Genomic DNA, 23,460 nt, shown 5'->3' with positions numbered 1-23,460 from the left:
ACGCCGGGCGCGCCGGCGGCCACGAAAGCACGCGAAACGGCGTTGCCGGTCTCCCGCACCAGCAGAGCGCGCGTCAGGGCAGGGCGGGCCAGGTCCAGTGCGTCCACGGCGGCGCGCAGGTCGGCGAGCGCGGCGTCGCGGCGGCGGCGCGCCTCACCCAAGCCGGTGCCGGTGGCGAGCAGCGGGTTGTACGCCCCGGACGCCCGGTCGTCGGCCAGGTCCTCGACCGCGTCGATCAGGTGCGCCAGCCGCCCGAAGCCGCGTCCGGCCGCCTCCAGTGCCTCCCGGTTGTGCGGCCTGCCGGCGAGCACCGCCGTGTGCGCGAACGCGGCGGCCACGGCGTCCTCGGCGGGCCCCGTCAGCTCCGGTAACCCGGGCGCCCGGCCGCCCTGAGCAGGTGCCTGGACGGAGGCACGTTCCAGGACCGCCTGTCGCCCGGCCGCCGCCGTCAGCGGGGCGGGGTCGAACCCCAGCGTGCCCGCCATGGCCGTGCCGGCCGAGGACCAGCGGCCCGCCAGCCGGGTGGCGCCGGCGGCCACCGGGCGGCGGGCGTACACGCCGTCTCCGTCGGCCACGTGGTCGCTCATCTTGCCGGCCGCCAGGAGCAGCGACACCGAGGCCGCCAGCCGTACCCCTTCCGACTCCGCGACGTCGGCGCCCTTGAAGCCGCGCAGCGCGCACGGGCCGACCTTGCGGCGGGACGTGGACGCGGGCGACTGGGCCTCGGTGAGGACGGACACGAGCAGCCCGTCGTAGTTGGTCACGAGACGCGACAGGTGTCCGTGCTCGTCACGAAGCGCCAGGCAGAGCCCGCACAGGTGCCCCATCCAGTCCGCGTAGAGCCCTTTGCACAGGACGTGCCGACACGGGCGGACAATGCCGAACATACGTCCCCTTATACGTACGGTGGGAGCCCACCGTAGCACCGGCCCGCCCCCGTACACCGTCGAAGCCCGTCCACCGAAAGGACGCCGCGCGGACTCACCGGGCTCCGGGCACGGCGGCGCCCAGAATGGGACGGCGAAGGTGCCGCAGCTCCACCGTCACAGTCGCCAGGCGGGCTGTTCTTCTGGCAGTCCTCCGGCGACGGGCCGGGGTTCGCGCGGTGGCGTGGACCATCTCGAACGTCCTCGCCCGCTCAAGGATCTCGGGATGGGCGGCGAAGAAGGTTTCGGTGATCTCCCGAGCCAGCCGGCCACGCTCGCTGACCAGGTAGCCGTTCGCTCTCGCCCAGTCGTGGATCTGCGTGCGGCCGAGCTCGGGCGACCGGTAGGTGATGCGGAGGGGGGTGACGTCGGCGTCGGACGTGATCGGAGACTATTCGGCGGCACCGACAGGATCGGGGTGGCCGCCTCGGGGCATCAGGCAGACGGTGAGCAGGGCGGACAGCAGGGTGAGCGCGCAGGCGGCGTTGAGCGCCGGCGCGAGGCCGGTCCAGGCGCTCATGACCGGTGCGGCGAGAGCTCCGGCCATGTTCGCCGCCGCTTCGATGGTGAGGAAGGCCGCGCTGACGCGGCCGAGGAGCGGCTTCGGGGTGGCTCGTTGCAGCCAGGTGTGGGTGGCGACCATCACGGTGACGGCGGGTATGCCGAGGAGGACCGCGGCCGTCAGCGCGGCCGGGAGTGACGTCGCGTTGAACATGATGAAGAACGCACCCGCGACGAGCGCCTGACTGACGGCGAGGGTCGTTCTGGCCGGGAAACGCTCGATGAGCGGCCTGCTGACCGGCGCTCCCAGGAGGAAGCCGAGGCCCAGCGCCGACAGCAGGTAGCCGACCTGGACACTTCCCCCGAAGCGGGTCACGGCGAAGGGGACGAGCAGCGCGGTGAGCCCGGCGTTCGAGAGCAGGAAGGCGCTGTTCGTGGCCAGCAGCGCCCGGGTCGCCGGGGCGCGCCGGAGGTGACGCAGGCCATGGACGAGGTCGGCGAGCACGTTCCGGTCCAGGTCAGAGGCGCGTGACCGGGTCGTGGTCCTGGCGATGGCGGCCGCGGACAGGAGGCTCGCGCTGACGGCGGCGCAGATGACGACGTCGATGCCGGCGGTGGCGAACAGCAGAGCGCCGATCGGTGGCGCGCTCAGGCCCGCCACTCCGGTGGAGACGGCGCCGAGCGCGTTCGCGCCGCTGAGCAGGGGGCCGGTGCCCACGACTGCGGGGGTGTGCGCCTGGGCGGCCGGGCGGAAGATCACCGCGGCGGCGCCCTGACCGAGCATCGCCGCGTAGACGAGCCAGATCGTGTCGGGCGTTCGGGCCAGGAGGACCGCGGAGATCGCCGTCGCGTGCACGAGATCAGTGGTGATCATGATGCGGGGACGGTCCCACCGGTCGGCCATGACCCCGGCGAACGGCCCGAGGAGCAGCGCGGGCAGAAATCTGCAGGCCAGGCTGACGCCGGTGGCCAGCGCCGAGCCGGTGACGGCGTAGAGGTGGGCGGGGACCGCGACGTCGAGCAGGCCCGTGCCGAGGGCGGCGATCGAGCGGGCGATCCAGAGCAGCCGGAAGTCCCGCACGCGCAGGGCCTGAAGCATTCTTCCCTCCGAGGTATTCCCCCAAGAGACAAGCGTGCTTCTAATTATTCTGTCAAGATAGTTCCATGGATCACGTCGAACTGGGCCGGCGGTTGCGCGCCCGCCGTGCCGCCCTCGGCAGGACGGTCGCCTCGGTGGCCACGGAGGCGGGGGTGTCAGTGCCTTATGTGGCGAATCTGGAGAACGGTCGCGGCAATCCGACGGTCGCGGTCCTCGACCGGCTCGCCAGTGCGCTGGGGACCCGCCTGGTGATCGAACTCGCCGATCCGGCCGCGGATCCGGCGGTCACGGCTCTGCCGCCGTCGCTGGTGGACTTCTCCCAGAGTCAGCGCTTCCGGCGGGAGGTGGGCCGGCTCGCCTCCGTGCTCGGGGAGGAGCCGCGGACGATCCGCGCCACGCTCGTCGACGCCCTGGCGGCGGCCGGGGCCGCGCTCCGGCGGGACCTGCGTGAGCCCGACTGGCAGCGGCTGCTCGATGCGATGGTGCTGATCCTGGGCCACCCCCCGGAGTGACACCGGGTCAACTCGGCACCCCGAGCAGCGCGGGGGCCCCAGAGCCGGAAGCCGACGCGGTCGGCCACGAGCTCGGCGCGAACCAGTTCGAGCAGCCGGCCCATCCAGTTGCGCCCGGCGGAGTCGCGAGTGTCCCAGAACGGCGAGTTGGCGGAGCCGTAGTGAATGCGGCCGCCGTTCGGCTCCGGCCGCGATGTCGCGCGCCACCTCGGGGCCCGATGCCGTACGGATGCGCGGTTGATCGCGCATTCATCGACCCCGGAGATGAATCTTCCGGTCAGGCGGCGGACGCCTGGCCGTCCACGATCTGGTCGCGCAGCGGGGCGAGGGCGCCGGCGATCGTGGTGATGGTCTCCTGCGGCACCCCGCAGTGCGTCAGCGCGCCGGCCAGGTGCCCGACCACCGTGTCGAACGCCTCGCCGGTGATGGCCAGGCCGGTGTGGGCCTCCCCCATCGTCCGGCCCCGGTACTCCTGCGGCCCGCCGAGTGCGGCCGCCACGAAGCTGCGCTGGTGGGCCTTGAGTTTGTCCAGGTCCGTGCCGGTGAAGTAGCCGGCGAGCCCAGGGTCGGCCACGACCCGCTGGTAGAACTCGTCGACCACCGCGGAGACCGCGCTCGCGCCGCCGATCTGGTCGAAGATGGACGCCATGGTGACCTTCCCTTCCAGTCGCTTGGAAGGAGCGTCACAGCGGGCCGTTCCATCGCGGTGACACAGCGGCAATGTGCCCGCACCAAGGTGCTCACCGCCGTGACACCGGCGTAACGCGCCCGGCGATCGGCGCCGCACGGGCTTGCGCTCGTCCCGCCGGCGGTCCGGGCGGCTCGGCCCGGTCGCCCGCCGCTCACGGCCGCGGAGGGCGGGCGGTGGTGAGGCGGTCGAGGATCTCGGTGAGGTTGGGGGTGCTGGTCGCGAAGTTGAGCCGGGCGAACGCGGCGGTGTCGACCGTCGTGTGCTGGGAGAACTCGGCCCCCTCGCTGAGCTTGACCCGCGCCAGGCGTTCCAGCCGCGCCGCGGGCTCGTCGCCCCCGACGGGGCTCGCGGTGAAGTCGAGCCAGCTCAGGTACGTGCCCTGCGGCGAGTGGTAACCCGGGTCCCACGGCAGGGAAGCCGCCCACTCCTCGATCAGCCGCCGGTTGCGGTCCAGGGTGCGCATCAGCTCCGCCAGCCAGTCCTCGGACCGCTGCCAGGCGGCCAGGGTGGCGACCCGGCTGAGGATGCTAGGCGTGCCGAAGAAGTCGAGCGGAGCCCTGGCCAGCGCGTCGTGCAACCGGTCAGGGCCGACGTGCGCGACGGCGCAGCGCAGGCCCGCGATGTTGAACGCCTTGGTCGCCGACGTGGTCGTGACCGTGCGCGCGGCGGCCGTGCCGACCGAGGCGAACGGCACGTGCCGGTACGGGGCGAACACCAGGTCGGCGTGGATCTCGTCGGCCAGCACCACCAGGTCCAGCTCCTCGGCAGCGGTGGCGTACGCGCTCAGTTCGCCGGGCGTCAGGACGCGGCCGGTGGGGTTGTGCGGGTTGACCAGCACCAGCAGGCGGCAGCCCTGTTCGCGCAGGTGCCCGGTCAGGTCGCCGGTCGGGGGATGCCAGCCGTTCTCGTCCCGGCTCATGGGCAGCGGCACGATCCGCCGTCCCGCCCGTTCGATGCTCGCCAGGAACGGCGGGTAGGCGGGCACGTGGATCGCGACGCCGTCGCCCGGCGCGGTGGCGTACTCGATGATGACCTGGAGCACCTGCAGCAGGTCGGTGAAGACGCGGGTCCGGCCGGGGCTCGGGCGCCAGCCGTGGCGGCCGGCCATGCGTTCCTCGAACGCCGCCACCACCGGGTCCTCCCCCTGCCAGTACGGATAGCCGAAGTCGGCGCGCCCGGTGACGTGCAGGATGCTCTCGCTCACGGCGGGCGGGACGCCGAAGTCCATGTCGGCCACCCACGCGCCGATGGTGCCCTGGGGCAGGGAGCCCCATTTGACGCCGTGTCCTGAGCGCAGCCGTTCGACGTCGATGGCCTCGAACGGGCCGGTCGGCAGGCCGGTCACGGCGTCACCTCAGCGAGGATGGCGTCGCGCAGGATCTCCATCTGGCCGTGGTGCTGGGCGAGTTCCTCGTACACGTGCAGCAGCGCCGCGCCCTGGGTCAGCCGGCAGTCGGGGCCGAGGAAGCTCGCGGGCGGCGTGCCGCGCAGCCCGGCGGCGGGGACGGCGGCGCGCACGTCCTCGGCGAGCCTGGCCCGCACCGCCGTCACGTCCTCCAGCAGCGGTCCGACGGGGCCGGCGCTGGCGAACTCGCCGTCGCGGTCGCGGGCGACCTCGCGTCCCGCCACGAGTGCTCCCGCCCAGTACGAGGTCACCCCGAGGCAGTGGGTGAGCAGCGCGTAGGGCGAGTTGGCGCCCGGCAGCGGCGGCCTGGTGTTGGCCAGCCGATCGCCGAGGCCGGCGACGATGGCGGCCATGCCGTCCAGGGCGCGATCGACGTAATAGAGGTAGTCGTCTTCGGTGATCAACCTGGGTCTCCCGCATGTAACCGGCTTAGATGGTGTACGGCAACATTGCGGCATCCGGCTGTAACCCGTCAAGATGGTGTCGTGACTTTCGTCTTCGTCAGCGGCAACCTGGCCCTCGACTTCGCCGGCACCCTCAAGTGGCGCCGCAGCGAGCCGGAAGAGCTGCTCACCACCCCTGCCGACCTGGGCCGATGGGCGGTCGAGGCCGGGGTGACGAGCCAGGCGCCGGCGGTCGGCGACGCTGATCTGCGACGGTTGCGCACGTTGCGCGAGTCCGTCTATCGGCTCGTCATCCACGGCATGAACGGTCTCCCCTGGCCGGACGGCGACCTGCGCGCCGTCAACTGGGAGGCGGCCGGGGCGCCTCCGGGGGTGCGGCTGACCGCCGCGGGCCTCGTCCGGACCGGAGACTCCGGCGCGCTGGCCGCCGCGGTGGCCCGTTCCGGGGCCGAACTGCTCGGCGAGCTGAGCGAGTTGCGCGTCAAGGAGTGTGCCCTGGTGGAGTGCACCCGCCTGTTCATCGACCGCTCCCGGGGCGGCAACCGGCAGTGGTGCGGGATGGAGGAGTGTGGCAACCGCGTCAAGGTGGCCAACTACCGCTCACGCAAGAGCGCGACCGCCGCTGCCCGGGCACCGGCCCCATGACGAGGCATCCCGCTCGTCGCCGCGGGCGGCGGCGAAGAGAAGTTCGGGCTCGGTGATCGCGCCGTGCCACCGGCTGAGCGCGACGGCGGCCTCGGTGATGTCGTCGGCGTCCATCCTCCAGCACAGGGCCGCTCCTCCCTGCTCCTGAAAGGCGGCGCAGTTGTCCGCCAGATCATCGATGAGCAGCGCGTCCGCAAAGGTCAGTCCGTGCCGGCTCAGCCACGGCCCGAAGAACCCGGCAGGACCTTCGCTCTTGAGCACGGCGACATCACTGGAACAGATCAGGTCGTCCCACACGAAAGCCCACTCGGCGAACGTCGCCGAACGAGGCCCCGCCGGGCGCCGGTTCGCGCGCACCCGCCGGAACGTGTCGGCGAAGCAGTCCATGTTGTCGGTGGACACGACGATCGAGGCATGCGCCTTGACCTCCTGGAGCATCCTGATCAACGGAACGTTGACCTTCATCCGCGCGCAGTCGGCCAGCAGCCGGCGCTGGAGGAAGTCGGCGCGGAACCGGCGGTCCAGCCGGACGCCCATGCCCGCGATGACCTGAGCGGCCGGCACCTCGCCCTTCATCCAGGCGTGGGCCCCGTCGCCGGTGAAGATCCGGGCCAGGCTCGCGACCAGTTGCGAGTGCAGCGGATGCCGGGCGTCGTCCCGGATGGACGCCCAGAAGGGGTCGCGGGAAAGCACGCCGTGCCAGTCGACGAACACCACCCGGCCGGGACGTGGCACCTGCCTCCTCCTTCGCGAAAGCGGGGTCAGCTCGAAGCCTCGGCGGCGATGCCGCCGACGGTCAGGTCCGTCAGTGCCGTGACGGCCGCGGCGGCGGTGGTACGCCCCCGGTTGAGCTCGGCGGCGATCGACTCGGCCGCGCCCAGCACGCCGACGCAGCGCAGCCGCAGGGCCTCCTGCGTGAGCCCTGAGTAGGGCCGCAGAGCGGTGACCATGAGGTCCGTGTAGCCGTCGAGCAGCTCGCGCTCGATCGCCTCCATCTCCTGGCTGCCCTTGAGCGCGGCCGAGACGGCGGTCCACTCCGGCATGTCGGTGGCGCAGGCGAAGTAGGCGGCGCTCAGGACGCGGGCGATCTCGCGGGGCACGGCCGGGGCGTCGCGCAGGGCCCGCTCCGAGGCGGCCCGATGCCGCTCTTCGAGCCGCCGGTAGAGCGCGATCAGCAGGCCGGAACGGGTGCCGAAGTGGTCGTAGACGATCGGCCTGCTCACGCCGGCGGCCTCGGCGAGGCTGAGCAGCGTGAGGCTGTCGGTGCCGTGGACGCGCACGATCGCCATGGCGGTGTCGAGCAGCTGCTCCCGCCTGGCCGGCTTGGACAGGCGGGTCGATCCGGTGGCCAATCGTCCTCCCTTGCGTCGCCTGCCATCCTAAGCTACAAAATGTAAGTTACAGAATGTAGGTTAGCGGAAGGACATCACGGTGGAGCACTCCGTACTGATCATGGGCGGATCCGGCCAGGCGGGCGCGGCGACCGCGGCCCTCCTGCGCCGCTGGCACCCGGAGCTGCCGCTGACGATCGCGGGCCGCGATCTCGGCCGCGCCCGGCGGGTCGCCGGTGAGCTCGGCGGCGCGACCGCCGCGACCATCGACCTGCGGCGCGGCGACCTCGGCCTAAAGGAGACCGGCGGCCACTCGGCGGTCGTGGCGGCGGTGCGGGACAGCCACCTGAACGGGCTGCGGTACGCGCAGGACCGCGGCCTGCCGTACGTCAGCATCTCCAGCGGCCTGGTCGACATCGGACCCGAGGTGGTCGCGGCCGGCCTGCGGGCAGGCGCGGCGCCGATCCTGCTGGCCAGCCACTGGTACGCGGGGCTCGTCGTGCTCGCGGTGCTCGGCCTCGCCGGGGAGTTCGGCCGGCTCGACACCATCGAGGTCAGCGGCGTACTGGACGAACAGGACAGCGGCGGCCCCGCGGCCGTGGCGGACCTGGAACGCCTGCTGGCCGCCACCACAGCGGGGCACGTCCGCCGCGACGGCGTCTTCCACTGGGTGAGCGGCCCCGACGCGGAGGTGGAGGTCACCGGCGTGGACGGCACCGTGCTGCCCGGCCTGATCGTCCCCATCCTCGACGTGCCGAGCCTGGCCCTCGCGACGGGCGCGCCCAACGTGCGCTTCGCGTTCGCGATCGGCGAATCGGCGGGCAGGCGGCACGGCGGGCCCGCGTCCACGGAGGTCAGGATCGACCTCGAAGGCGTGGACCGCGCGGGCGCGCCCCTCAGGACGAGCCGCCACCTCCTCCACCCCGAGGGGCAGCGACCTCTGACGGCGCTCGGGGTCGCCCTCGGCGTCGAACGGCTGCTCGGCCTGCGCGGCGGCGCCCCCGTGCCGCCCGGCCCGCATACCCCCGAGGCGTTGATCGACCCCGCGTACGCGGCCGAGCGGATGGCGGAGATCGGCGTCACCCTCGCGGACGTCACGAGCGCGCCAACCGCACGGTGATCGCCGGTGGCGGGGTGGCCGGTCAGCCGAGCTGCCGGGTGATCGTCGGGTCGTTGATCGCCGCGTCGTCCGCCAGGAGGAACGCCTTCGACAGGATCACCGACAGCGTCCCCCCGTCGTCCTCGAACGGCAGGAACACCGACCCGGCCGCTCCCCCGCTCGCCGGGACGATGCACAGGTACGCGTCGTTGGGCTCCATCAGGATGTTCGCCGACCCCAGATGGATCTTGTACGTCCGCAGATCACCCCGGACGAGCAGAAACCGGTCGGTCAGCTCCACCCGGGAGGCGATCCTCAGTTTCGGCAGCAGCCGTGCCAGCACCTCGCGCCGGGTCCTGGCCGTCTCCGTCAGCTCGCCGAAGCCGTGGGAGCGCCAATAACGTTCGTGGCCGGCCGTCGCCCGGTCGTCGCGGGCGACCGAGGCCACGCCCACTGCGAGGTCGGCGTCGCGGAGGATCTCGGAGAGCACCAGCGGCGGCAGCTCGGCGATCGAGACCGCTCGCCCGTCGCGGTGGAAGGTGATGCGCTCGGTGGCGCACAGCATGGGCTCGATCCCGTAGGCGGAGACGATGTGCATGGCCCAGCGGGCCTGCCAGCCCGCCAGGTCGCGCACCACCTCGCCCTGGCCGCCGCCGTTCACGGGGTCCCAGTGTCCGATCGACCTGCCGGTCCAGCCGCGCTGGCCCAGCAGGGTCCTGGCCTGGCCGTAGCGCAGCACGTGACCGGCGAAACGATGGGAGAAGGTGCCGGTTCGTTCCTCGGCGGGGGTCAGCGGGTAGAGCTCGCGGAAGACCTGCTTGAACGGCTGGCGTACCCCGATTTCGAGCAGGCGGTCGCGCCACGCGGCCACCTCGCCGGCTCTCGCGTGAATCGGGTGCCACAGACCTGCCACGGCGTCGGGGTCGGGGAGGTGGCCGGCCAGTTCCCAGCCGCCGGCGGTCCTGACCGGCAGGTCCGCCGGGCCGCCGGCGATCCGCCAGACCAGGGCGCGGGCGTACGGGCCGGTGACGGGGTGGTCGAGGAAGTATTCGCTCACCTCACGCCAGCGCCACGTCCGTTCATGGACGATCGCCTGCTCCAGGCGGGACCGTTCGGCCGCCTGCGCCAGCTTGAGCTCCTTCAGCACGGCCCGCAGGTCGGACAGCTCCGCGCGCAGCTCCTTCGGCAGCGACCTGACGGTCTTGCCGGCGGCGTCGACGTAGCGCAGGGCGGGCACGTCGGCGCACAACCGGACCCGGTAGTCGCCGATCTTCTCCTCGCGGACGCCGTCGGCGTCCAGGCCGAAGGTGGGAACCGCCCGGTCGAGGAGCTGCTCGCGGGTCAGCCCGTTCTCGGCGGCCACCGCGTCGAGGGCGAGGCTCAGGTTCCGCTGTACGGACCTCGCGCGCACCTTCGCCTGGATCCTGGACAGCGGGACGATCACGTCGAGGCCGCCCCTGCGGGCCAGGACGCCGACGGCGGCGTTGGTGACGGGCTCGCAGCGGCACGTGGAGCCCATGCCGTTGCTGCCGGTGCCGCAGGTCATCGCGACGTCGGTGACGAGCGAGGTCACCCAGCGCTCGTCGACGACCTCGCAGGTCCACAGGATGCCGCGCACCACGACGATGGTGTCCTCCCTGAGGAAGACCTTGTCCCGCCACTCCCCCTCGTCATGGCGCACGACCCACTCTCCGCCCCGGTAGGCCACCAGCCGGGTGAGCAGCTCACGGACCAGGGCGACCGCGCCGGGGGTGAGCATCCGCTCGGCGTTCCTGAGCCAGCGGGCGCTCGGCCTGGTCGAGCGGGCGGTGTTCCAGTGGCGTAACAGGGGCCGCAGCTCGGCCAGGCGCGGGCCGTACTCCTCGGCCAGCATGCGGGCGAAGCGGTCGGTGTCCCCGATCTCGGTGCGGACCACCCCGGCCGGGCCGTTCGCGGCGGGCTCGGTGAGCAGGTCGCTCACCTGCTCGGCCAGGAGCGCCCGCGCCTCCTTCAGCCCCGGCCCGGACGTCAGCCGGCGCAGCAGGTCGCGGCGGCGCTGGTGGTCGAACCGGCGGGCGGCCGCGAGCGGGATCCGGAACAGCTCCTCGTAGCGGGTGTGCCCCTGCCGCGCCGCCCAGTAGCACGCCCGTTCCATGAGGTGATGCGCTTGCCGGTAGGTGAAGTCGATGTCGCGCTCGGCCACCGACCTGACCACGCGCAGCACCCGCTCGTCGTAGTCGTGGCCGCCTTCCGGCCCCAGCCAGAGTTTCGTGTGGGCGTAAGTCCCGTAGGCCCCCCAGTCGACATCAGGATCGGGATCGAGCCCCTGCTCGGTGAGCTCGTCGAACCGCTGGTAGACGGCGCTCATCTCCAGGCCCAGATGGTCCCATCTGCCCGCTGACGTCATCACACGGCTCTCCTCATGATCGGAACGCTGAGTGACCATGAGTATCAGCCGGAACCGACAACTGACGGGGCGTCTAGAGGTTGAAGCCGCCCGAGATCTCGATGTTCTGGGCGGTGACCCAGCGGCTCTCGTCGGAGACCAGGGTGGCGATCATCGCGCCGATGTCGTCGGGCTCGCCGAGCCGGCCGAGCGCGGTCCTCGCCGCGAGGGCCGGGATGACCTCGGGGAAGCGGGTGAAGGCGTCGCCGCCGAGCCGGGTGCGGGTCGGACCGGGTGAGACGGAGTTGACGCGGATGCCTCTCGTGCTGAACTCCTTGGCCATGTACCGGGTCAGCACGTCGATGCCGCCCTTCATGGACGCGTAGACCGAGTAACCCGGCTCCAGGCCCGCCGTCGCCGCCGAGCTGCTGCTCGTGTTGACGATGGCGCCGCCGTCCGCCATCAGGGGCAGCAGCCGCTGGGTGAGGAAGTACGGCCCCTTGAGCAGGACCCGCATGAGCTTGTCGAACGTCTCCTCGCTCGTGTCCTCGATCAACGACGCCTCGGAGTATCCGGCGTTGTTCACCAGATAGTCGAAGGTGTCGCGCTGCCAGGTGTCGCGCAGCGCGCCGGCCACCGCGTCCTTGAAGGCCGCGAAGCCGGCGACGTCGCCGAGGTCCAGGTGCAGCGCGACGGCTCTGCCGCCGTCCTTCTCGATGGCGGCGGCCGTGTCCAGCCCGGCACGCTCGTTGCCGCCGTAGGTCAGGATGACTCCGGTTCCGCGCTTGGCGATCTCGATGGCGGCGCTCTGCCCGATGCCGGAGCTGGCGCCTGTGACGACGGCGACCTTCATGATGGATATTCCTCCTGCGTACGTGTCCGCGCTTTGCGGTACCTCCATTCAATCGGTTTGACCTGCCAAAACCCTAGAATGATCCTCGCTCGTCCTTGCACATTCCTCTCACTTGAGGGAAACGAGGTGTCGGCGCTCGCTATGCGGCTTCGAGCACGAAGAACAAGAAGCACAGGAACCTCGTACGCGTGGGCTCGAACTCGCGCAGCTCCTCGGGGAACAGCTCACGGGCTTCCGGCGCGAACGGCGGCTCGCTGACGACGCCGATCCGAAAGCCCGCCGCGGTGAATGCCTCGGTCATCGCGTGCAGCGGCCGGTCCCAGAACCGCATCCGGACGCTCTGCCCGCCCACGGTCCATTCGTCGGCTCTGCTGCGAGTCTCGAAGTACCTGGGCTTCTCCCCGGCCAGGTGCTGGAAGAGAGTGACGCTGAAAGGATGGTCGACCGAGACGAGGAGCCTGCCACCCGGCTTCAGCACGCGTCGCAGCTCGGCCAGCGTCGGCGCCCAGTCTTCCAGGTAGTGCAGCACCAGGGACGCGACGACGTCGTCGAACGCCTCGTCGGGGAAGGGCAATGGGCCGGCCAGGTCGGCGACCAGCAGATCCGCGTCGGCGCCCAGCCGCTTTCTGGCCAGCTCCAGCATCCCGGCGCTCGCGTCGACGCCGGTCACGACGGCGCCTCGGTCGCGCAGCTCGGCGAACAGGGGGCCCGCGCCGCAGCCGGCGTCGAGGATCCGCCGCCCGGCCACATCCCCGGCAAGCTCCAGCATCGCGGGTCTCTCGTAGTACGCGTTGAGGAGGTTGCTCTCGTTCTCGGCCGTGTAACCCCCGGCCATCCCGTCGTAGTCGTTGAGCGGGGAGGGGTTGGCGGTCTCAACGTGATCGTCAGGCATGGTGGTCATGCGGGCCATTCTGTCCCACCGGCCTCGGCGGCCCGGTGAGGTTCATGGCGGCCACGAGGGCGGAGAATGTGGGGGCGACGACGCGCCAGGCGCACTGATGCGGGTCAGTCCAGAAGGCGCCGGCGACGACCCGCGGGGCAGTGCCGCTGCCGCGATGGTCCAGCGCGATCTCGCGCGGTTCGCGACGGCCGATGCTCATGATCCCGCCGCCGGGCAAGCTGCGATCGCCGCCTGGACAACGGCGTCTCGGCGCCGCACAGGTCGCAAACTCGCCATCGGCGGTTCGGGCGAGCAGCCCGACTTTGCGCCGGTAGGAAAACGAGCGCTTCAGGACTCGACCTTGTCCTAGCCTCGGCGCCATGGAGACCCCGGAGGATGCATCGTCCCTCTCCGCTCACCTGAGGACCGAACACCCCCAGCTATGGGCCTATTTGAAGGCGCTACGCCGGGGCCAGCGGTTGTCCGGAACCGTAGTGGCCATCGAAACCTTCGGCGTCTTTGTCGATCTGGACGACGGGCCCGACCACCCCGTCTTTCCTGGCGTCGGCTTCATCACCATGCCCGAGCTGTCCTGGCACCGCTTCGATGACCCGTCCGAGGTCGTCTCCGTGGGAGAGCACATCACCTGCGAATTCCTCGTCTTCGACACCCATAACGGCGAAGCCCGCCTATCGCTGCGTGCTACCCGGCCCGACCCGTTCCAGGAGTTCGCGCGCCGCGCCCATGCCGGGCAGATCCTGCACGGCACGGTCACCAAAGTGCTGCCCTTCGGTGTCTTCGTCCGCGTCGCAGACGGTATCGAAGGCCTGATCCATCTCAGCGAACTCACCGCCCCGACGGTGGAGGCATCAGGCGACGAGGTCAGCGTGATCATCATTGAGATCGATACGCTACGGCGTCGGCTCGCCCTGTCTCGCCGGTGATCCATGTGCCATGGGAGCGCCTCGGCGGGTCGGCGGGAGCACGTCGCATCAGTGCCTGTCAGCGCGCGGCCAGGTCCAGAGCGAGCGTCGTGCCGACCAAGGCGAGAAAGCCGATCGCCAACGCGAACTGCGCGGAGTAGTCGCGGGCCAGCAGATGGGTGTGAACGGCGCACACGAAGAACAGGACCAGGCCGACGGCGGCGGCCGTCCCGATCAAAGGAGCGCCGAGGAGCCCGGCCAGCAGGCCGAGCGCCCCCGCCGTCTTCAGCATGCCGATGGGGAAGACCATCCAGGACGTGGGCACGCCCGCCTTGGCCATGCCCGACAGAATGGGCCTGAAGTGAGCCAAGGCCGCGACGCCCGAGAAGCCGACGGCCAGGACGGCGATGCTGGCGACGATGGCATGCACGGTGCCCATCCGACGCTCCGTTTCGATGAGGGGAAAACGAACGTTTGCTCTCTTTAAGCATGGTCATGCACGGCCGATTCGTCAAGAACGAATGTTCGTTTTATTGTGAGCGCATGCCGAAGGTCAGTGATGAGCACCTCGAGATGCGCCGGGACCAGATCCTCGAAGCGGCTCGCGCCTGCTTCGCCCGCAAGGGCTTCCATCAGAGCTCCATGCAGGACGTGATCAAAGAGTCCGCGTTGTCGGCCGGGGCCATCTACCGTTACTTCAAGAGCAAGGACGACATCATCGCCGCGCTCGCCACCCGCACCTCGGGCTCGCTGGAGCGACTCTTGGAGCGGATCACCGCCCAGGACCCGCTCCCGCCGCTGGAGGAGGTCCTGGGGCAGTACGCCGAGGCGGTCATCGCCAACGCCGGGCCCGACGGGCCGATCCGCCTGGCGCCACACGCCTGGTCCGCGGCGCTCACGTCCCCGGAACTTCTCGATACGACCAAGCAGCCCACGGCCAGCCTGCGCGCCCACCTGGTGAAACTGGCCGAGCGCATGCAGCGGGAAGGCCGCCTGCCGGCCGACGCGGATCCACGGGCCGTCGGCGCGACGTTGCTGTGCTTCCTGCCCGGGTTCCTCATTCAGCACCTTCTCCTGGGCGACATCGACGCCCTGACTCTGCGCTCCGGCCTCCACGCACTCCTCGCACCCGGGACCTGACCCGAGCCGGCTCTGCCCCCGTGGGGTTGACGGGACAAATGAACGCTTTTTTAATTCGCTCAACGACGTGTCCCACCACAGACGGGAAACGAGAGCCCATGAAGGTACAGATCGACTCCGGACGATGCCATGGTCACGGGCGCTGCTACGACCTGGCGCCCGGGCTGTTCGGCGAGGACGACGAGGGCTACGGCACGGTGCTCGGCGGTGGCCCCGTACCGCCCGAGCAGGAGGAAGGGGCGCGCCTGGCCTCCTCCAACTGCCCGGAACGCGCGATCGAGGTGCTGGACGGAGCGCTGCGATGACGGCCGGCGAGCGCTTCGGCGAGGAACTGGAGGAACAGCGCAAGAGCCGCCCGATCGGCACCGTCACGGAGATCGTCACCGACCCGGTCTCGGACTGGGCGACCGACTTCTCCCATGTCGATCCCGTATGGGCGGCCGATCCTTATCCGATCCAGGACGACCTGCGGCAGCGCTGCCCGATCGCGCACACCGAGCGGTTCGGCGGGGTGTGGCTGCCCACCAAGTACGAGGACGTCGCCGCGGTCGCGTACGACACCGAGCGTTTCACCTCCCGGGCCATCATCGTGAGCAACGTGCGCCCGCCGAAGGAGCTGGCCCCGGTGGGGGCCGTGCCGCCGATCTCCTCCGATCCGCCCTTCCACCACGACGCCAGGAAGCTGCTGCTGCCGGCGTTCACCAAGTCGGCGGTGGCCAAGCGGGAGGAGGCGACCAGGGCGTTCTGCCACGCGCTGATCGACCGGATGGAGGGCCGGGAGGTCGTGGACGCCGCCCGCGAGTACGCCCAGCACATCCCGATGCGGGTGATCTCCGACATGCTCGGCTTCCCGCCGGAGGACGGCCCGCGCTTCGCCCGGTTCGTCGAGATCGCGCTGGAGAGCATCAACCGGCCGCAGGACGAGCGGCTGCAGGGCTTCGACCAGCTCACGGACTACCTGGTGGCGCAGATTCAGGATCACGTCGCCAACCCGCGTGACGACCTGACGACGTACCTCGTCAACGCCGAGCTCTACGGCCGCAAGCTGGACCCCCTGCACGTCGTCGGCACGATGACGCTGCTGCTCATCGCGGGGATCGACACGACGTGGAGCGCGATCGGCGCGTCCCTGTGGCACCTGGCCAAGACGCCGGCCGACCGTGAACGGCTGGTGGCGGAGCCGGGGCTGCTGCCGACCGCGATGGAGGAGTTCCTGCGCGCCTACGCACCGGTCACCATGGCCCGCCTGGTCAGGGAGGACATGAACTGGAACGGCGTGGACATGAAGGCCGAGGACTGGATCCTGCTCTCCTTCCCCGCCGCCAACCGCGACCCGGCCCAGTTCGAGCGGGCCGGCGAGGTGGTCATCGACCGCGAGGTGAACCGGCACGCCGCCTTCGGGCTGGGCATCCACCGCTGCGTGGGCTCCCACCTGGCCCGGATGGAGCTGCGGGTGGCGCTGGAGGTCTGGCTGGAACGCGTCCCGGTGTTCGAGCTGGCCGATCCGGGGTCGGTGACGTGGGCCGCCAGCCAGGTGCGCGGGCCTCGTGCGCTCCCCCTGCGCATCGGCTGATCCGGCGGGCATGGCCCACGCCCTGGACGGCGGGATGGAGTGAAACTAGAATCCGAATCTAGAATCTAGCTCCCATACTTGAGGTGGGCCATGCCACATCGGATCTATGTCGACGGCGAGTGGGTTCCGGCCGGCGGCGGCGCGGCGATACCGGTGGTGAACCCCGCCACCGAGGAGGTCTTCGAGGAGGTGCCGCGCGGCGACGCCAAGGACGTGGCCAGAGCCGTGGAGGCGGCGGCCGCCGCGCCGCCCGCGTGGTCGGCCCGGCCCGCCGCCGAGCGCGCGGCGCTGTGCGCGGCCGTGGCGGAGGCGTTGCGGGAACGCACGGACGAGCTGACCGAGATGATCGTGGACGAGCTGGGCATGCCGCTGCGGCTGACCCGGGCCATCCAGGTGGGCGCACCGGTCCGTACGTTCGCCTCCATGCCTGACATCACGGCCGGCCTGGCGTTCGAGGAGCGGCTCGGCGACTCGGTGGTCTACCGGGACCCGATCGGCGTGGTCGGCGCGATCACCCCGTGGAACTATCCGCTGCACCAGATCGCGGCCAAGGTCGCCCCGGCGCTCACCGCGGGCTGTACGGTGGTGCTCAAGCCGAGCGAGGTGACGCCGCTCAACGCGTTCGTGCTGGCCGACGTGATGCACGAGGCGGGCTTCCCGCCGGGCGTGTTCAACCTGGTCCCGGGCACCGGGCCGGAGGCCGGGGAGGCGCTGGCCGCGCACCCGCTGGTGGACATGATCTCCTTCACCGGCTCCACCAGGGCCGGGCGGCGGGTCGCCGAGCTGGCCGCCGCCGGGGTCAAGCGCACCGCGCTGGAGCTGGGCGGCAAGTCGCCGAACGTGCTGCTCGACGACCTCGGCGACGCCGCGTTCGAGGACGCGGTACGCAAGGGCGTCGGCGCCTGCTACCTCAACTCGGGCCAGACCTGCTCGGCGCTGACCCGGCTGCTGGTCCCGCGCGAGCGGCTGGCCCGGGCGGAGACGATCGCGGCCGAGGAGGCGCTGACGTACACGGTCGGCGATCCCCGCGACCCGGCCACGCGGCTCGGCCCGCTGGTGTCGGCGGTGCAGCGGGAGCGCGTCCGCGATCATCTGCGGGCGGCGGCCGAGGACGGCGCGACGATCCTGACCGGCGGGCCCGAGGCCCCCGACGGGCTGGAGCGCGGCTACTACGTGCGCCCGACCGTGCTGAGCGGGGTCACGCCCGAGTCGCGGATCGCCCAGGAGGAGATCTTCGGGCCGGTGCTGGTCGTGCTGCCCTACGACGGGGAGGACGACGCGGTGCGGATCGCCAACGGCACCGCGTACGGGCTGGCGGCCGGCGTGCGCTCCGCCGACCCCGGGCGCGCCCGCCGGGTGGCCAGGCGGCTGCGGGCCGGGCAGATCCGCGTCAACGACGGCGCGCACAACGGCCTGGCGCCCTTCGGCGGCTTCAAGCAGTCGGGGTACGGCCGCGAGTACGGCCGCTTCGGGCTGGAGGAGTTCCTCACCACCACGTCCGTGCAGCTCTGACCGCCGGGTGGTCAGCCCGGCCGGCATCGTCACCGCCCTCGGCGGCGGTTCGGCCGCCTGCGGAGCGCGCGATGACCGTTACACCTGACACGTCGCGGGAGGTGCGCCCTGGATGGGTGCGGGTCGACTGCCACGTGCACACCGTCGCGTCCGGCGACGCCGTCACCACACTCGGCGAGCTGGCAGAACGGGTCGCGGCCCACCGGATGGACGTCGTCTGCCTCACCGAGCACAACCTGCTGGCGGGGACGGCGGAGCGGCTGTCGAGGGAGATCGGGGCCCGGGTGGTGCCCGGCGAGGAGGTCCGCACCGGTTCGGGCGAGCTGATCGGGCTGTTCCTGACCGAGCGGGTCCCGTACGTGCTGGCGGCCCGCGAGGTGGTGCGGCGGATCCGCGGGCAGGGCGGGATCGTGTGCGCGCCGCACCCGTACGACCCGCTGCGCTCGGGCGTCGGGGCCGAGCTCGGCGCGATGTGCGCGGCCGGGCTGATCGACGCGGTGGAGGTGTTCAACGCCAAGGTCGCCGGCCAGGAGCACAACCGGGCCGCGCAGCGGACGGCGCTGGCGTACGGACTGCCCGGCACGGCGGGCTCGGACGCGCACGATCCGGACGGGATCGGGGCGGCGTACCTGGAGATGCCCGACTTCGACGGCCCCGGCTCCTTCCTGGACGCCCTGCGCGAGGCGGAGCGTTACGGCGAGTACCGCCCGCACGCGCCCCGCTACCCGCCCAGACCCCGGCCGGGAACGCTCTGATCGGGCTGCCGCACCCTCCCGGCCGCAGTGCCGAGAGCGTCGGTGAGGCCGGTGATGGCCGTGACCAGGTCGGCGCCCAGCCGCCGCCAGGCCGCGGCGGCCACCGCAGCGGGCGGCTGCTCCCGTGCCAGCTCCGTCTCCAGCTCGGCCGACATGTGCACGATGAGCTGCCGGGTCATGTCCTTCGACCGGCCGACGCCGGAGCCGTGGGCGTCGTGCAGGCGGCGCAGGGAGGCCGTGTTCAGGTGCGCCCGCACGGCGTACTCGCGCAGCGCCGGCTCGACCGTGACCTGCGCGAGGAAGCGGCCGTACCAGGAGGGCGTGCCCAGCTCGATGTGGTGCTCGATGCGCGGCAGCACGATGTGACGGACCCGGTCGCGTGGCCCGGGCTCACCCTGGCGGGCCGCCAGGGCGAGCCGGTGCCGTTCGATCGCCTCGGCGTGCTCGGCCAGGATCGCCTTGATCAGGTCGTCGCGGCCGGAGAAGTGGTACTGCACCGCCGACTTGTTGCGCTGCCCCGCCGCCTCCCCGATCTGCCGCAGGGACACCTCGGCCAGGCCGTGGGTGGCGTACAGGCGCTCGGCCGTACGCATGATCAGGGTCCTGGCCAGGACGGCACGAGCCGACGCCGGGGCGGTTGTCACCAGGTGACCCAGACGTCCTCGAGCCCGCCGGACAGCAGTCCCTTGCGCAGCCGCAGGCCGTCCACGCCGTCGCGCAGCCGCAGCGTCGGCAGCCTGCGGACGAGCGTGCCGAGCACCACCTGCAGCTCCAGCCGGGCCAGCGGCTGGCCGAGGCAGTAGTGGGAGCCCGCGCCGAAGCTCAGGTGCTGGGCGGCGTTGGCGCGGCGCGGGTCGAACCGCTCGGGCTCGTCGAACCTGCGCGGGTCACGGTTGGCGGCGGGCCGGCACGGGATGACGGTCGCTCCGGCCGGCACCACGGATCCGTCCAGGTCGGCGTCCTCGGTGGCGACGCGGGGGAAGCCGATGACGCTGAGCGTGGTGTCGAGCCGCAGGACCTCCTCCACGGTGCCCTGGATCAGCTCCGGGTCGTCGATGACCGCCTGGTAGCGCTCGCGCTCCGACAGGAGCATGGCCGCCATGATGGCGATCATGTTGGAGGTGGTCTCGTGGCCGGCCAGCAGCAGCGCGCGTACGGTGGCGATGAGCTCCTGGTGGCTGAGCCGCCCGTCCTCGCTGTCGGAGATCTGCGTGAGCTCGCTGAGCAGGTCGTCGCCCGGGTCGGCGCGCCTTTCGTCGACGAGGTCGGAGACGTAGGCGTCGAAGTCCCGGTACGCCTCCTCCACCTCCGCCTGGCTGTAGCGGGTCAGCGTGAGCATGACCTGCGACCAGTGGGCGAACTTGTCCTGGTCCTTGCTCGGCGCGCCGACGAGCGCGCAGATGACCCGTACCGGCAGGGGCAGCCCGAGCCCGGCCGACAGGTTGGCCGGGGAGCCCCACTTGACCATCTCGTCCACGAGTTCGTCGGCCATGGCCTGCACGCGGGGCCGCCACGCCTCCATCCGCTTGATGGTGAAGGAGCGGCTCAGCAGCCGCCGCCAGCGCATGTGCCCCTCCCCCTCCCTCAGGTCCGTGCCCTCACTGGCGCGCGCGAAGATGCCGCCGTCCTTCGTGGTGGACACGCGCGCCGCGTCGCCGCCGCCCCGGCGGAAGCGCGAGTCGGTGAGCACGGTGCGCACGTCGTCGTAGCGGGTGAGCAGGTGGGCGGTGTCGCCGCTGGGCAGGCGCACGTGCGACACCGGGCAGCCGGCCTGCAGCTCGGCCCACTCCTGCGGCGGCTCCAGCGTGGCGGATCGGTCGAACGGGTAGTTCGGCAGGCTGTCGCTCATCGGCCCTCCATCGTTGACATGTCGATCAACTTTAAGGCGCTCGCCTTAGTTAAACCAGAGCCCCGGAGGATTCGGGCATCCGGCGACGGGCGGGGTACGAGTCCCCCGATGTGTGCATGAAACACTCGATGTGTAGAGTGCACACCGCTCTCACGTCGATCACAGAAGGGGGAATCGCGTGGTCGAGCCCGGTTCCGGGGGCCGCCCCCATGGCATCGTCACCGTGATGGCGGTGGCCGGCATCGTCGCCTCTCTCACCCAGACCCTGGTCGTGCCGCTGATCGGCGAGCTGCCGGTGCTGCTCGGCACCTCGGCGTCGAACGCCTCCTGGGTGGTCACGGCCACACTGCTGGCCGGAGCGGTCACGACGCCGGTGATGGGGCGGCTGGGCGACCTGTACGGCAAGCGCCGGATGATGCTCGTCTGCACGGTCCCGCTCGTCCTCGGCTGCGTCGTCTGCGCGCTCGCCGGCTCCCTCGCCCCGATGGTCATCGGCCGCGGGCTGCAGGGCATGGGCATGGGGGTGATCCCGCTGGGCATCAGCGCGCTGCGCGACGTGCTGCCGCCCGACCGGCTGGGCCCGGCCATCGCGCTCATGAGCTCGTCCATGGGCATCGGCGGCGCGCTCGGCCTGCCGGTGGCCGCCGGGGTCGCCGAGTACGCGAGCTGGCGGGCGCTGTTCTGGGCCGCGGCCGTGCTGAGCCTGGCGGTCGGCGTCCTCATCCGGGTGCTGGTGCCGCCCACGCCCGCCGCGGCACGGGGCCGCATCGACCTGGTGGGCGCGCTGGGACTCGGCGCGGGCCTGGTCTGCCTGCTGCTCGGCGTCTCGAAGGGCGCCGACTGGGGCTGGGCCAGCGGCACCACGCTCGGGCTGCTGGCCGCGGCGGCGGTCATCCTGCCGGTGTGGGGCTGGTGGGAGCTGCGCGCCCGCGACCCCCTGGTCGACCTGCGGGTCACCGCCCGGCCTCAGGTGCTGCTGACCAACGTGGCCTCGATCGTGGTCGGCTTCTCGATGTTCGCCCAGTCGCTCATCGTGATCCAGATCCTGCAGCTGCCCGAGGCCACCGGCTACGGCCTGGGCCAGTCGATGCTGGCCGCCGGTCTGTGGATGGCGCCGTCGGGGCTGATGATGATGGTCATCTCACCGGTCGGCGCCCGCCTGTCGGCCGCCCGGGGCCCCAAGGTGACGCTGATCGTCGGCAGCCTGGTCATGGCCCTCGGGTACGGCTCCTCCATGCTCCTGCTCGGCAGCCCGTTCGGACTGCTGATCGTCACCTGCCTGTGCGCCGTCGGCATCGGGTTCGCCTACGGCTCGATGCCCGCCCTCATCATGGGCGCGGTGCCCCGCTCGGAGACCGGCGCCGCCAACAGCTTCAACACCCTCATGCGCTCGATCGGCACCACGGTGTCGGCGGCGGTGGTCGGGGTGGTCCTGTCGCAACTGACCATCGACTTCGGCGGCCGGGCGCTGCCGTCGGAGGCGGGGTTTCGAACCGGCATGCTGATCGGGTGCGGGGCCGCGCTGGCCGCCGCGGCGATCACCCTGGCGCTGCCGGGGAGGCGCGATCCCGAGCCGGTGGCCGTGCCCGCCGCCGCCGTCGAGCAGCACTGACCGCGCGCGGCCACCCCGAGCGCGCGGGCACCATCATGCCGCCTTGACCTGCGCGGACGGCGGCCCGACGCGGTCAAGATTCCTTGAACGTCACGACGCGGGGTGGTTCGTGGCGCCGCCGCCTCCCCTGGCTTAGCGTGCCGCTGCAGATCTCTTCTGCGGTTGTACCAAAGGGGGTAATTCATGCTGCGTCATTCCCTGGCCGGCGGTCTCGTCCTGGCCGCCGCCAGCTGTTTCCTGGCCGCCGGATCCGTCGCGCACGCCGACATCTACGCGCCGTACGCGAGGGCCGGCGCGATCGTCGACGCCGACGGGGGACTGAACAACTACAAGAACGTCATCTCCTCCGAGCGGGTCGACACCGGCCGCTACTGCGTGGAGTTCTCCCACAAGGTGGACGTCACCGGCGCCCTGATCCAGATCACCCCGCGCGACCCACGGCGCCTGCCGCACATCGCCTACCGGAACCCGTCCTCGACGTGCGAGGGGCACAACACGCTCGCCATCCACGTCTACAACACCAGCACGGGGCACCTGGCGGACGGCGGCTTCGACGTCACCATCTCCTGACCGGGACAGAAAGGCACAAAGACATGAACACCATCAAGCGCCTGGCCGCGACGGCTCTCACCGCCGCCGCGGTCCTCGTCCCGGTCGCTCCCGCCCTGGCCGACACGCCGTACGCGCAGGCGTCGATCGTGATCGGCAAGGACGGCTCGCCGGTGGGCGACAGCAAGAACGTCGTGCACGCCTGGCAGGTGCGCGAGGGGCTCTACTGCATCATCCTCAGCCATGAGGTCGACCTGGGCGGCCCGGTGGCGGTGCACGCCACGTCGGTGGGCCTGTGGGGCGATCCGCGCTGGCTGAGCGTGACCGTGAAGTCCCCGTGGTGCCACGCGGGCCACCACGGCGTCTCCGTGCGCAGCACCGACACCGAGGGTCACCCGAGCGACGCCTCGTTCGTCCTGACCGTCTCCTGACGGCCCCGAACGGGGGCCCGCCACCATCGTGGCGGGCCCCCGCCGGTTTCTCGGGACTGCCGGTTTCTCGGGACTTTCGTCCCTACGATCGCGGCCACGCCCGCTGTAGCGTCGGAGGCATGATTCGGGTGTTCCTGCTGGACGACCATGAGGTCGTCCGGCGTGGCGTGGCGGCGTTGCTGGAGTCCGAGGACGACATCGAGGTGATCGGCGAGGCGGGCACGGCCGAGTCGGCCGTCGCGCGCATTCCCGCGCTCGTGCCGGACGTGGCGGTGCTGGACGTACGGCTGCCGGACGGCAACGGGGTGGACGTCTGCCGCGAGGTGCGATCGCGGGTGCCGGGGCTGGCGTGCCTGATGCTGACCTCGTTCGCCGACGACGACGCCCTGTTCGACGCGGTCATGG

Annotated in this window: 28 protein-coding genes; 13 read left to right on the top strand and 15 right to left on the bottom strand. The window is 71.6% G+C overall.

Annotation, left to right across the window (positions count from 1 at the left end; translation table 11 throughout):
• The 3 genes from ABFX54_RS50280 to ABFX54_RS50275 all read right to left on the bottom strand — a co-directional run.
• Positions 1-887 (bottom strand): DUF5685 family protein (locus tag ABFX54_RS50280; RefSeq protein WP_346114313.1); only part of this gene is annotated, 887 nt, incomplete at its 3' end.
• A 94-nt stretch (positions 888-981) separates the two neighbouring features.
• Entirely contained in the window at positions 982-1,242 is a 261-nt protein-coding gene (locus ABFX54_RS57315) for an Lsr2 family DNA-binding protein (protein WP_428834657.1), read from the bottom strand.
• Positions 1,243-1,317: 75 nt separating this feature from the next.
• A complete protein-coding gene (locus ABFX54_RS50275) occupies positions 1,318-2,526 on the bottom strand; it encodes an MFS transporter (protein ID WP_346114312.1) in 1,209 nt (402 codons plus the stop codon).
• Positions 2,527-2,591: 65 nt separating this feature from the next.
• Here ABFX54_RS50275 and ABFX54_RS50270 point away from each other — a divergent pair, with 65 nt between their 5' ends.
• The gene (locus ABFX54_RS50270; protein WP_346114311.1) at positions 2,592-3,038 is read left to right on the top strand and encodes a helix-turn-helix domain-containing protein; all 447 of its coding nucleotides are present in this window, start codon (positions 2,592-2,594) and stop codon (positions 3,036-3,038) included.
• Positions 3,039-3,315: 277 nt separating this feature from the next.
• Here ABFX54_RS50270 and ABFX54_RS50265 read toward each other — a convergent pair whose 3' ends face one another.
• From ABFX54_RS50265 to ABFX54_RS50255, 3 genes are all read right to left on the bottom strand, one after another.
• Positions 3,316-3,687: a group I truncated hemoglobin gene (locus ABFX54_RS50265; protein WP_346114310.1), complete on the bottom strand. Its 372-nt coding sequence runs from the start codon at positions 3,685-3,687 to the stop codon at positions 3,316-3,318.
• Positions 3,688-3,880: 193 nt separating this feature from the next.
• Positions 3,881-5,074 (bottom strand): MalY/PatB family protein, encoded by a 1,194-nt coding sequence (locus ABFX54_RS50260; protein ID WP_346114309.1) that lies wholly within the window; start codon positions 5,072-5,074, stop codon positions 3,881-3,883.
• Positions 5,071-5,538 carry a mycothiol transferase gene (locus tag ABFX54_RS50255; RefSeq protein ID WP_346114308.1) on the bottom strand — a complete coding sequence of 156 codons (468 nt, stop codon included), beginning with the start codon at positions 5,536-5,538 and terminating at the stop codon, positions 5,071-5,073. The genes ABFX54_RS50260 and ABFX54_RS50255 overlap by 4 nt, the downstream gene beginning before the upstream one ends.
• A gap of 81 nt (positions 5,539-5,619) precedes the next feature.
• Between ABFX54_RS50255 and ABFX54_RS50250 the strand changes: the two genes are divergently transcribed.
• Positions 5,620-6,183 carry a CGNR zinc finger domain-containing protein gene (locus ABFX54_RS50250; RefSeq protein ID WP_346114307.1) on the top strand — a complete coding sequence of 188 codons (564 nt, stop codon included), beginning with the start codon at positions 5,620-5,622 and terminating at the stop codon, positions 6,181-6,183.
• On the opposite strand, the gene ABFX54_RS50245 is transcribed toward ABFX54_RS50250, so the two are convergent.
• Positions 6,139-6,918 (bottom strand): HAD family hydrolase, encoded by a 780-nt coding sequence (locus ABFX54_RS50245; protein WP_346114306.1) that lies wholly within the window; start codon positions 6,916-6,918, stop codon positions 6,139-6,141. The two genes, ABFX54_RS50250 and ABFX54_RS50245, sit on opposite strands and share 45 nt — an antisense overlap.
• 26 nt (positions 6,919-6,944) lie before the next feature.
• On the bottom strand, positions 6,945-7,535 hold the full coding sequence (locus tag ABFX54_RS50240; protein WP_346114305.1) for a TetR/AcrR family transcriptional regulator: 591 nt from the start codon (positions 7,533-7,535) through the stop codon (positions 6,945-6,947).
• A gap of 79 nt (positions 7,536-7,614) precedes the next feature.
• Here ABFX54_RS50240 and ABFX54_RS50235 point away from each other — a divergent pair, with 79 nt between their 5' ends.
• Positions 7,615-8,634: a saccharopine dehydrogenase family protein gene (locus ABFX54_RS50235; protein WP_346114304.1), complete on the top strand. Its 1,020-nt coding sequence runs from the start codon at positions 7,615-7,617 to the stop codon at positions 8,632-8,634.
• A 22-nt stretch (positions 8,635-8,656) separates the two neighbouring features.
• Here the strand turns inward: ABFX54_RS50235 and ABFX54_RS50230 are convergent, their stop codons facing one another.
• The 4 genes from ABFX54_RS50230 to ABFX54_RS50215 all read right to left on the bottom strand — a co-directional run bounded on the left by ABFX54_RS50230 (position 8,657) and on the right by ABFX54_RS50215 (position 12,931).
• The gene (locus tag ABFX54_RS50230) at positions 8,657-10,999 is read right to left on the bottom strand and encodes a DUF4132 domain-containing protein (RefSeq protein ID WP_346114314.1); all 2,343 of its coding nucleotides are present in this window, start codon (positions 10,997-10,999) and stop codon (positions 8,657-8,659) included.
• A 73-nt stretch (positions 11,000-11,072) separates the two neighbouring features.
• Positions 11,073-11,831 (bottom strand): SDR family NAD(P)-dependent oxidoreductase, encoded by a 759-nt coding sequence (locus tag ABFX54_RS50225; RefSeq protein WP_346114303.1) that lies wholly within the window; start codon positions 11,829-11,831, stop codon positions 11,073-11,075.
• Positions 11,832-11,970: 139 nt separating this feature from the next.
• On the bottom strand, positions 11,971-12,741 hold the full coding sequence (locus tag ABFX54_RS50220) for a class I SAM-dependent methyltransferase (protein ID WP_346114302.1): 771 nt from the start codon (positions 12,739-12,741) through the stop codon (positions 11,971-11,973).
• Positions 12,716-12,931: a hypothetical protein gene (locus ABFX54_RS50215; protein WP_346114301.1), complete on the bottom strand. Its 216-nt coding sequence runs from the start codon at positions 12,929-12,931 to the stop codon at positions 12,716-12,718. Before ABFX54_RS50215 ends, ABFX54_RS50220 begins: the two co-directional genes overlap by 26 nt.
• 160 nt (positions 12,932-13,091) lie before the next feature.
• Here ABFX54_RS50215 and ABFX54_RS50210 point away from each other — a divergent pair, with 160 nt between their 5' ends.
• Positions 13,092-13,655, top strand: a complete 564-nt coding sequence (locus ABFX54_RS50210) for a S1 RNA-binding domain-containing protein (protein WP_346114300.1) — start codon at positions 13,092-13,094, stop codon at positions 13,653-13,655.
• Positions 13,656-13,713: 58 nt separating this feature from the next.
• Here the strand turns inward: ABFX54_RS50210 and ABFX54_RS50205 are convergent, their stop codons facing one another.
• Positions 13,714-14,073, bottom strand: a complete 360-nt coding sequence (locus ABFX54_RS50205) for a DoxX family protein (protein ID WP_346114299.1) — start codon at positions 14,071-14,073, stop codon at positions 13,714-13,716.
• A gap of 104 nt (positions 14,074-14,177) precedes the next feature.
• Here ABFX54_RS50205 and ABFX54_RS50200 point away from each other — a divergent pair, with 104 nt between their 5' ends.
• The 5 genes from ABFX54_RS50200 (at position 14,178) to ABFX54_RS50180 (ending at position 18,614) form a co-directional block, all read left to right on the top strand.
• Entirely contained in the window at positions 14,178-14,774 is a 597-nt protein-coding gene (locus tag ABFX54_RS50200) for a TetR/AcrR family transcriptional regulator (protein ID WP_346114298.1), read from the top strand.
• A gap of 98 nt (positions 14,775-14,872) precedes the next feature.
• Positions 14,873-15,079 (top strand): ferredoxin, encoded by a 207-nt coding sequence (locus ABFX54_RS50195; RefSeq protein ID WP_346114296.1) that lies wholly within the window; start codon positions 14,873-14,875, stop codon positions 15,077-15,079.
• The gene (locus ABFX54_RS50190) at positions 15,076-16,347 is read left to right on the top strand and encodes a cytochrome P450 (RefSeq protein WP_346114295.1); all 1,272 of its coding nucleotides are present in this window, start codon (positions 15,076-15,078) and stop codon (positions 16,345-16,347) included. Before ABFX54_RS50195 ends, ABFX54_RS50190 begins: the two co-directional genes overlap by 4 nt.
• Before the next feature lie 90 nt (positions 16,348-16,437).
• Positions 16,438-17,859 (top strand): aldehyde dehydrogenase family protein, encoded by a 1,422-nt coding sequence (locus ABFX54_RS50185; RefSeq protein WP_346114294.1) that lies wholly within the window; start codon positions 16,438-16,440, stop codon positions 17,857-17,859.
• Positions 17,860-17,930: 71 nt separating this feature from the next.
• A complete protein-coding gene (locus tag ABFX54_RS50180) occupies positions 17,931-18,614 on the top strand; it encodes a PHP domain-containing protein (RefSeq protein ID WP_346114293.1) in 684 nt (227 codons plus the stop codon).
• On the opposite strand, the gene ABFX54_RS50175 is transcribed toward ABFX54_RS50180, so the two are convergent.
• Positions 18,581-19,258 carry a TetR/AcrR family transcriptional regulator gene (locus ABFX54_RS50175; protein ID WP_346114292.1) on the bottom strand — a complete coding sequence of 226 codons (678 nt, stop codon included), beginning with the start codon at positions 19,256-19,258 and terminating at the stop codon, positions 18,581-18,583. The genes ABFX54_RS50180 and ABFX54_RS50175 overlap by 34 nt on opposite strands.
• Positions 19,255-20,463 carry a cytochrome P450 gene (locus tag ABFX54_RS50170; protein WP_346114291.1) on the bottom strand — a complete coding sequence of 403 codons (1,209 nt, stop codon included), beginning with the start codon at positions 20,461-20,463 and terminating at the stop codon, positions 19,255-19,257. Before ABFX54_RS50170 ends, ABFX54_RS50175 begins: the two co-directional genes overlap by 4 nt.
• A 178-nt stretch (positions 20,464-20,641) precedes the next feature.
• Between ABFX54_RS50170 and ABFX54_RS50165 the strand changes: the two genes are divergently transcribed.
• The 4 genes from ABFX54_RS50165 to ABFX54_RS50150 all read left to right on the top strand — a co-directional run.
• Positions 20,642-22,075: an MFS transporter gene (locus ABFX54_RS50165; RefSeq protein ID WP_346114290.1), complete on the top strand. Its 1,434-nt coding sequence runs from the start codon at positions 20,642-20,644 to the stop codon at positions 22,073-22,075.
• A gap of 183 nt (positions 22,076-22,258) precedes the next feature.
• On the top strand, positions 22,259-22,645 hold the full coding sequence (locus ABFX54_RS50160; protein ID WP_346114289.1) for a hypothetical protein: 387 nt from the start codon (positions 22,259-22,261) through the stop codon (positions 22,643-22,645).
• Between the two features lie 23 nt (positions 22,646-22,668).
• Positions 22,669-23,055: a hypothetical protein gene (locus ABFX54_RS50155; protein WP_346114288.1), complete on the top strand. Its 387-nt coding sequence runs from the start codon at positions 22,669-22,671 to the stop codon at positions 23,053-23,055.
• 119 nt (positions 23,056-23,174) lie between these two features.
• On the top strand, positions 23,175-23,460 hold a 286-nt coding region (locus ABFX54_RS50150), incomplete at its 3' end, for a response regulator (RefSeq protein ID WP_346114287.1).

It is taken from the genome of Nonomuraea maheshkhaliensis (assembly GCF_039529435.1).
In the GTDB taxonomy this organism is placed as follows: Bacteria; Actinomycetota; Actinomycetes; order Streptosporangiales; family Streptosporangiaceae; genus Nonomuraea; species Nonomuraea maheshkhaliensis.
This window is presented reverse-complemented; position numbering and strand designations above follow the sequence as displayed.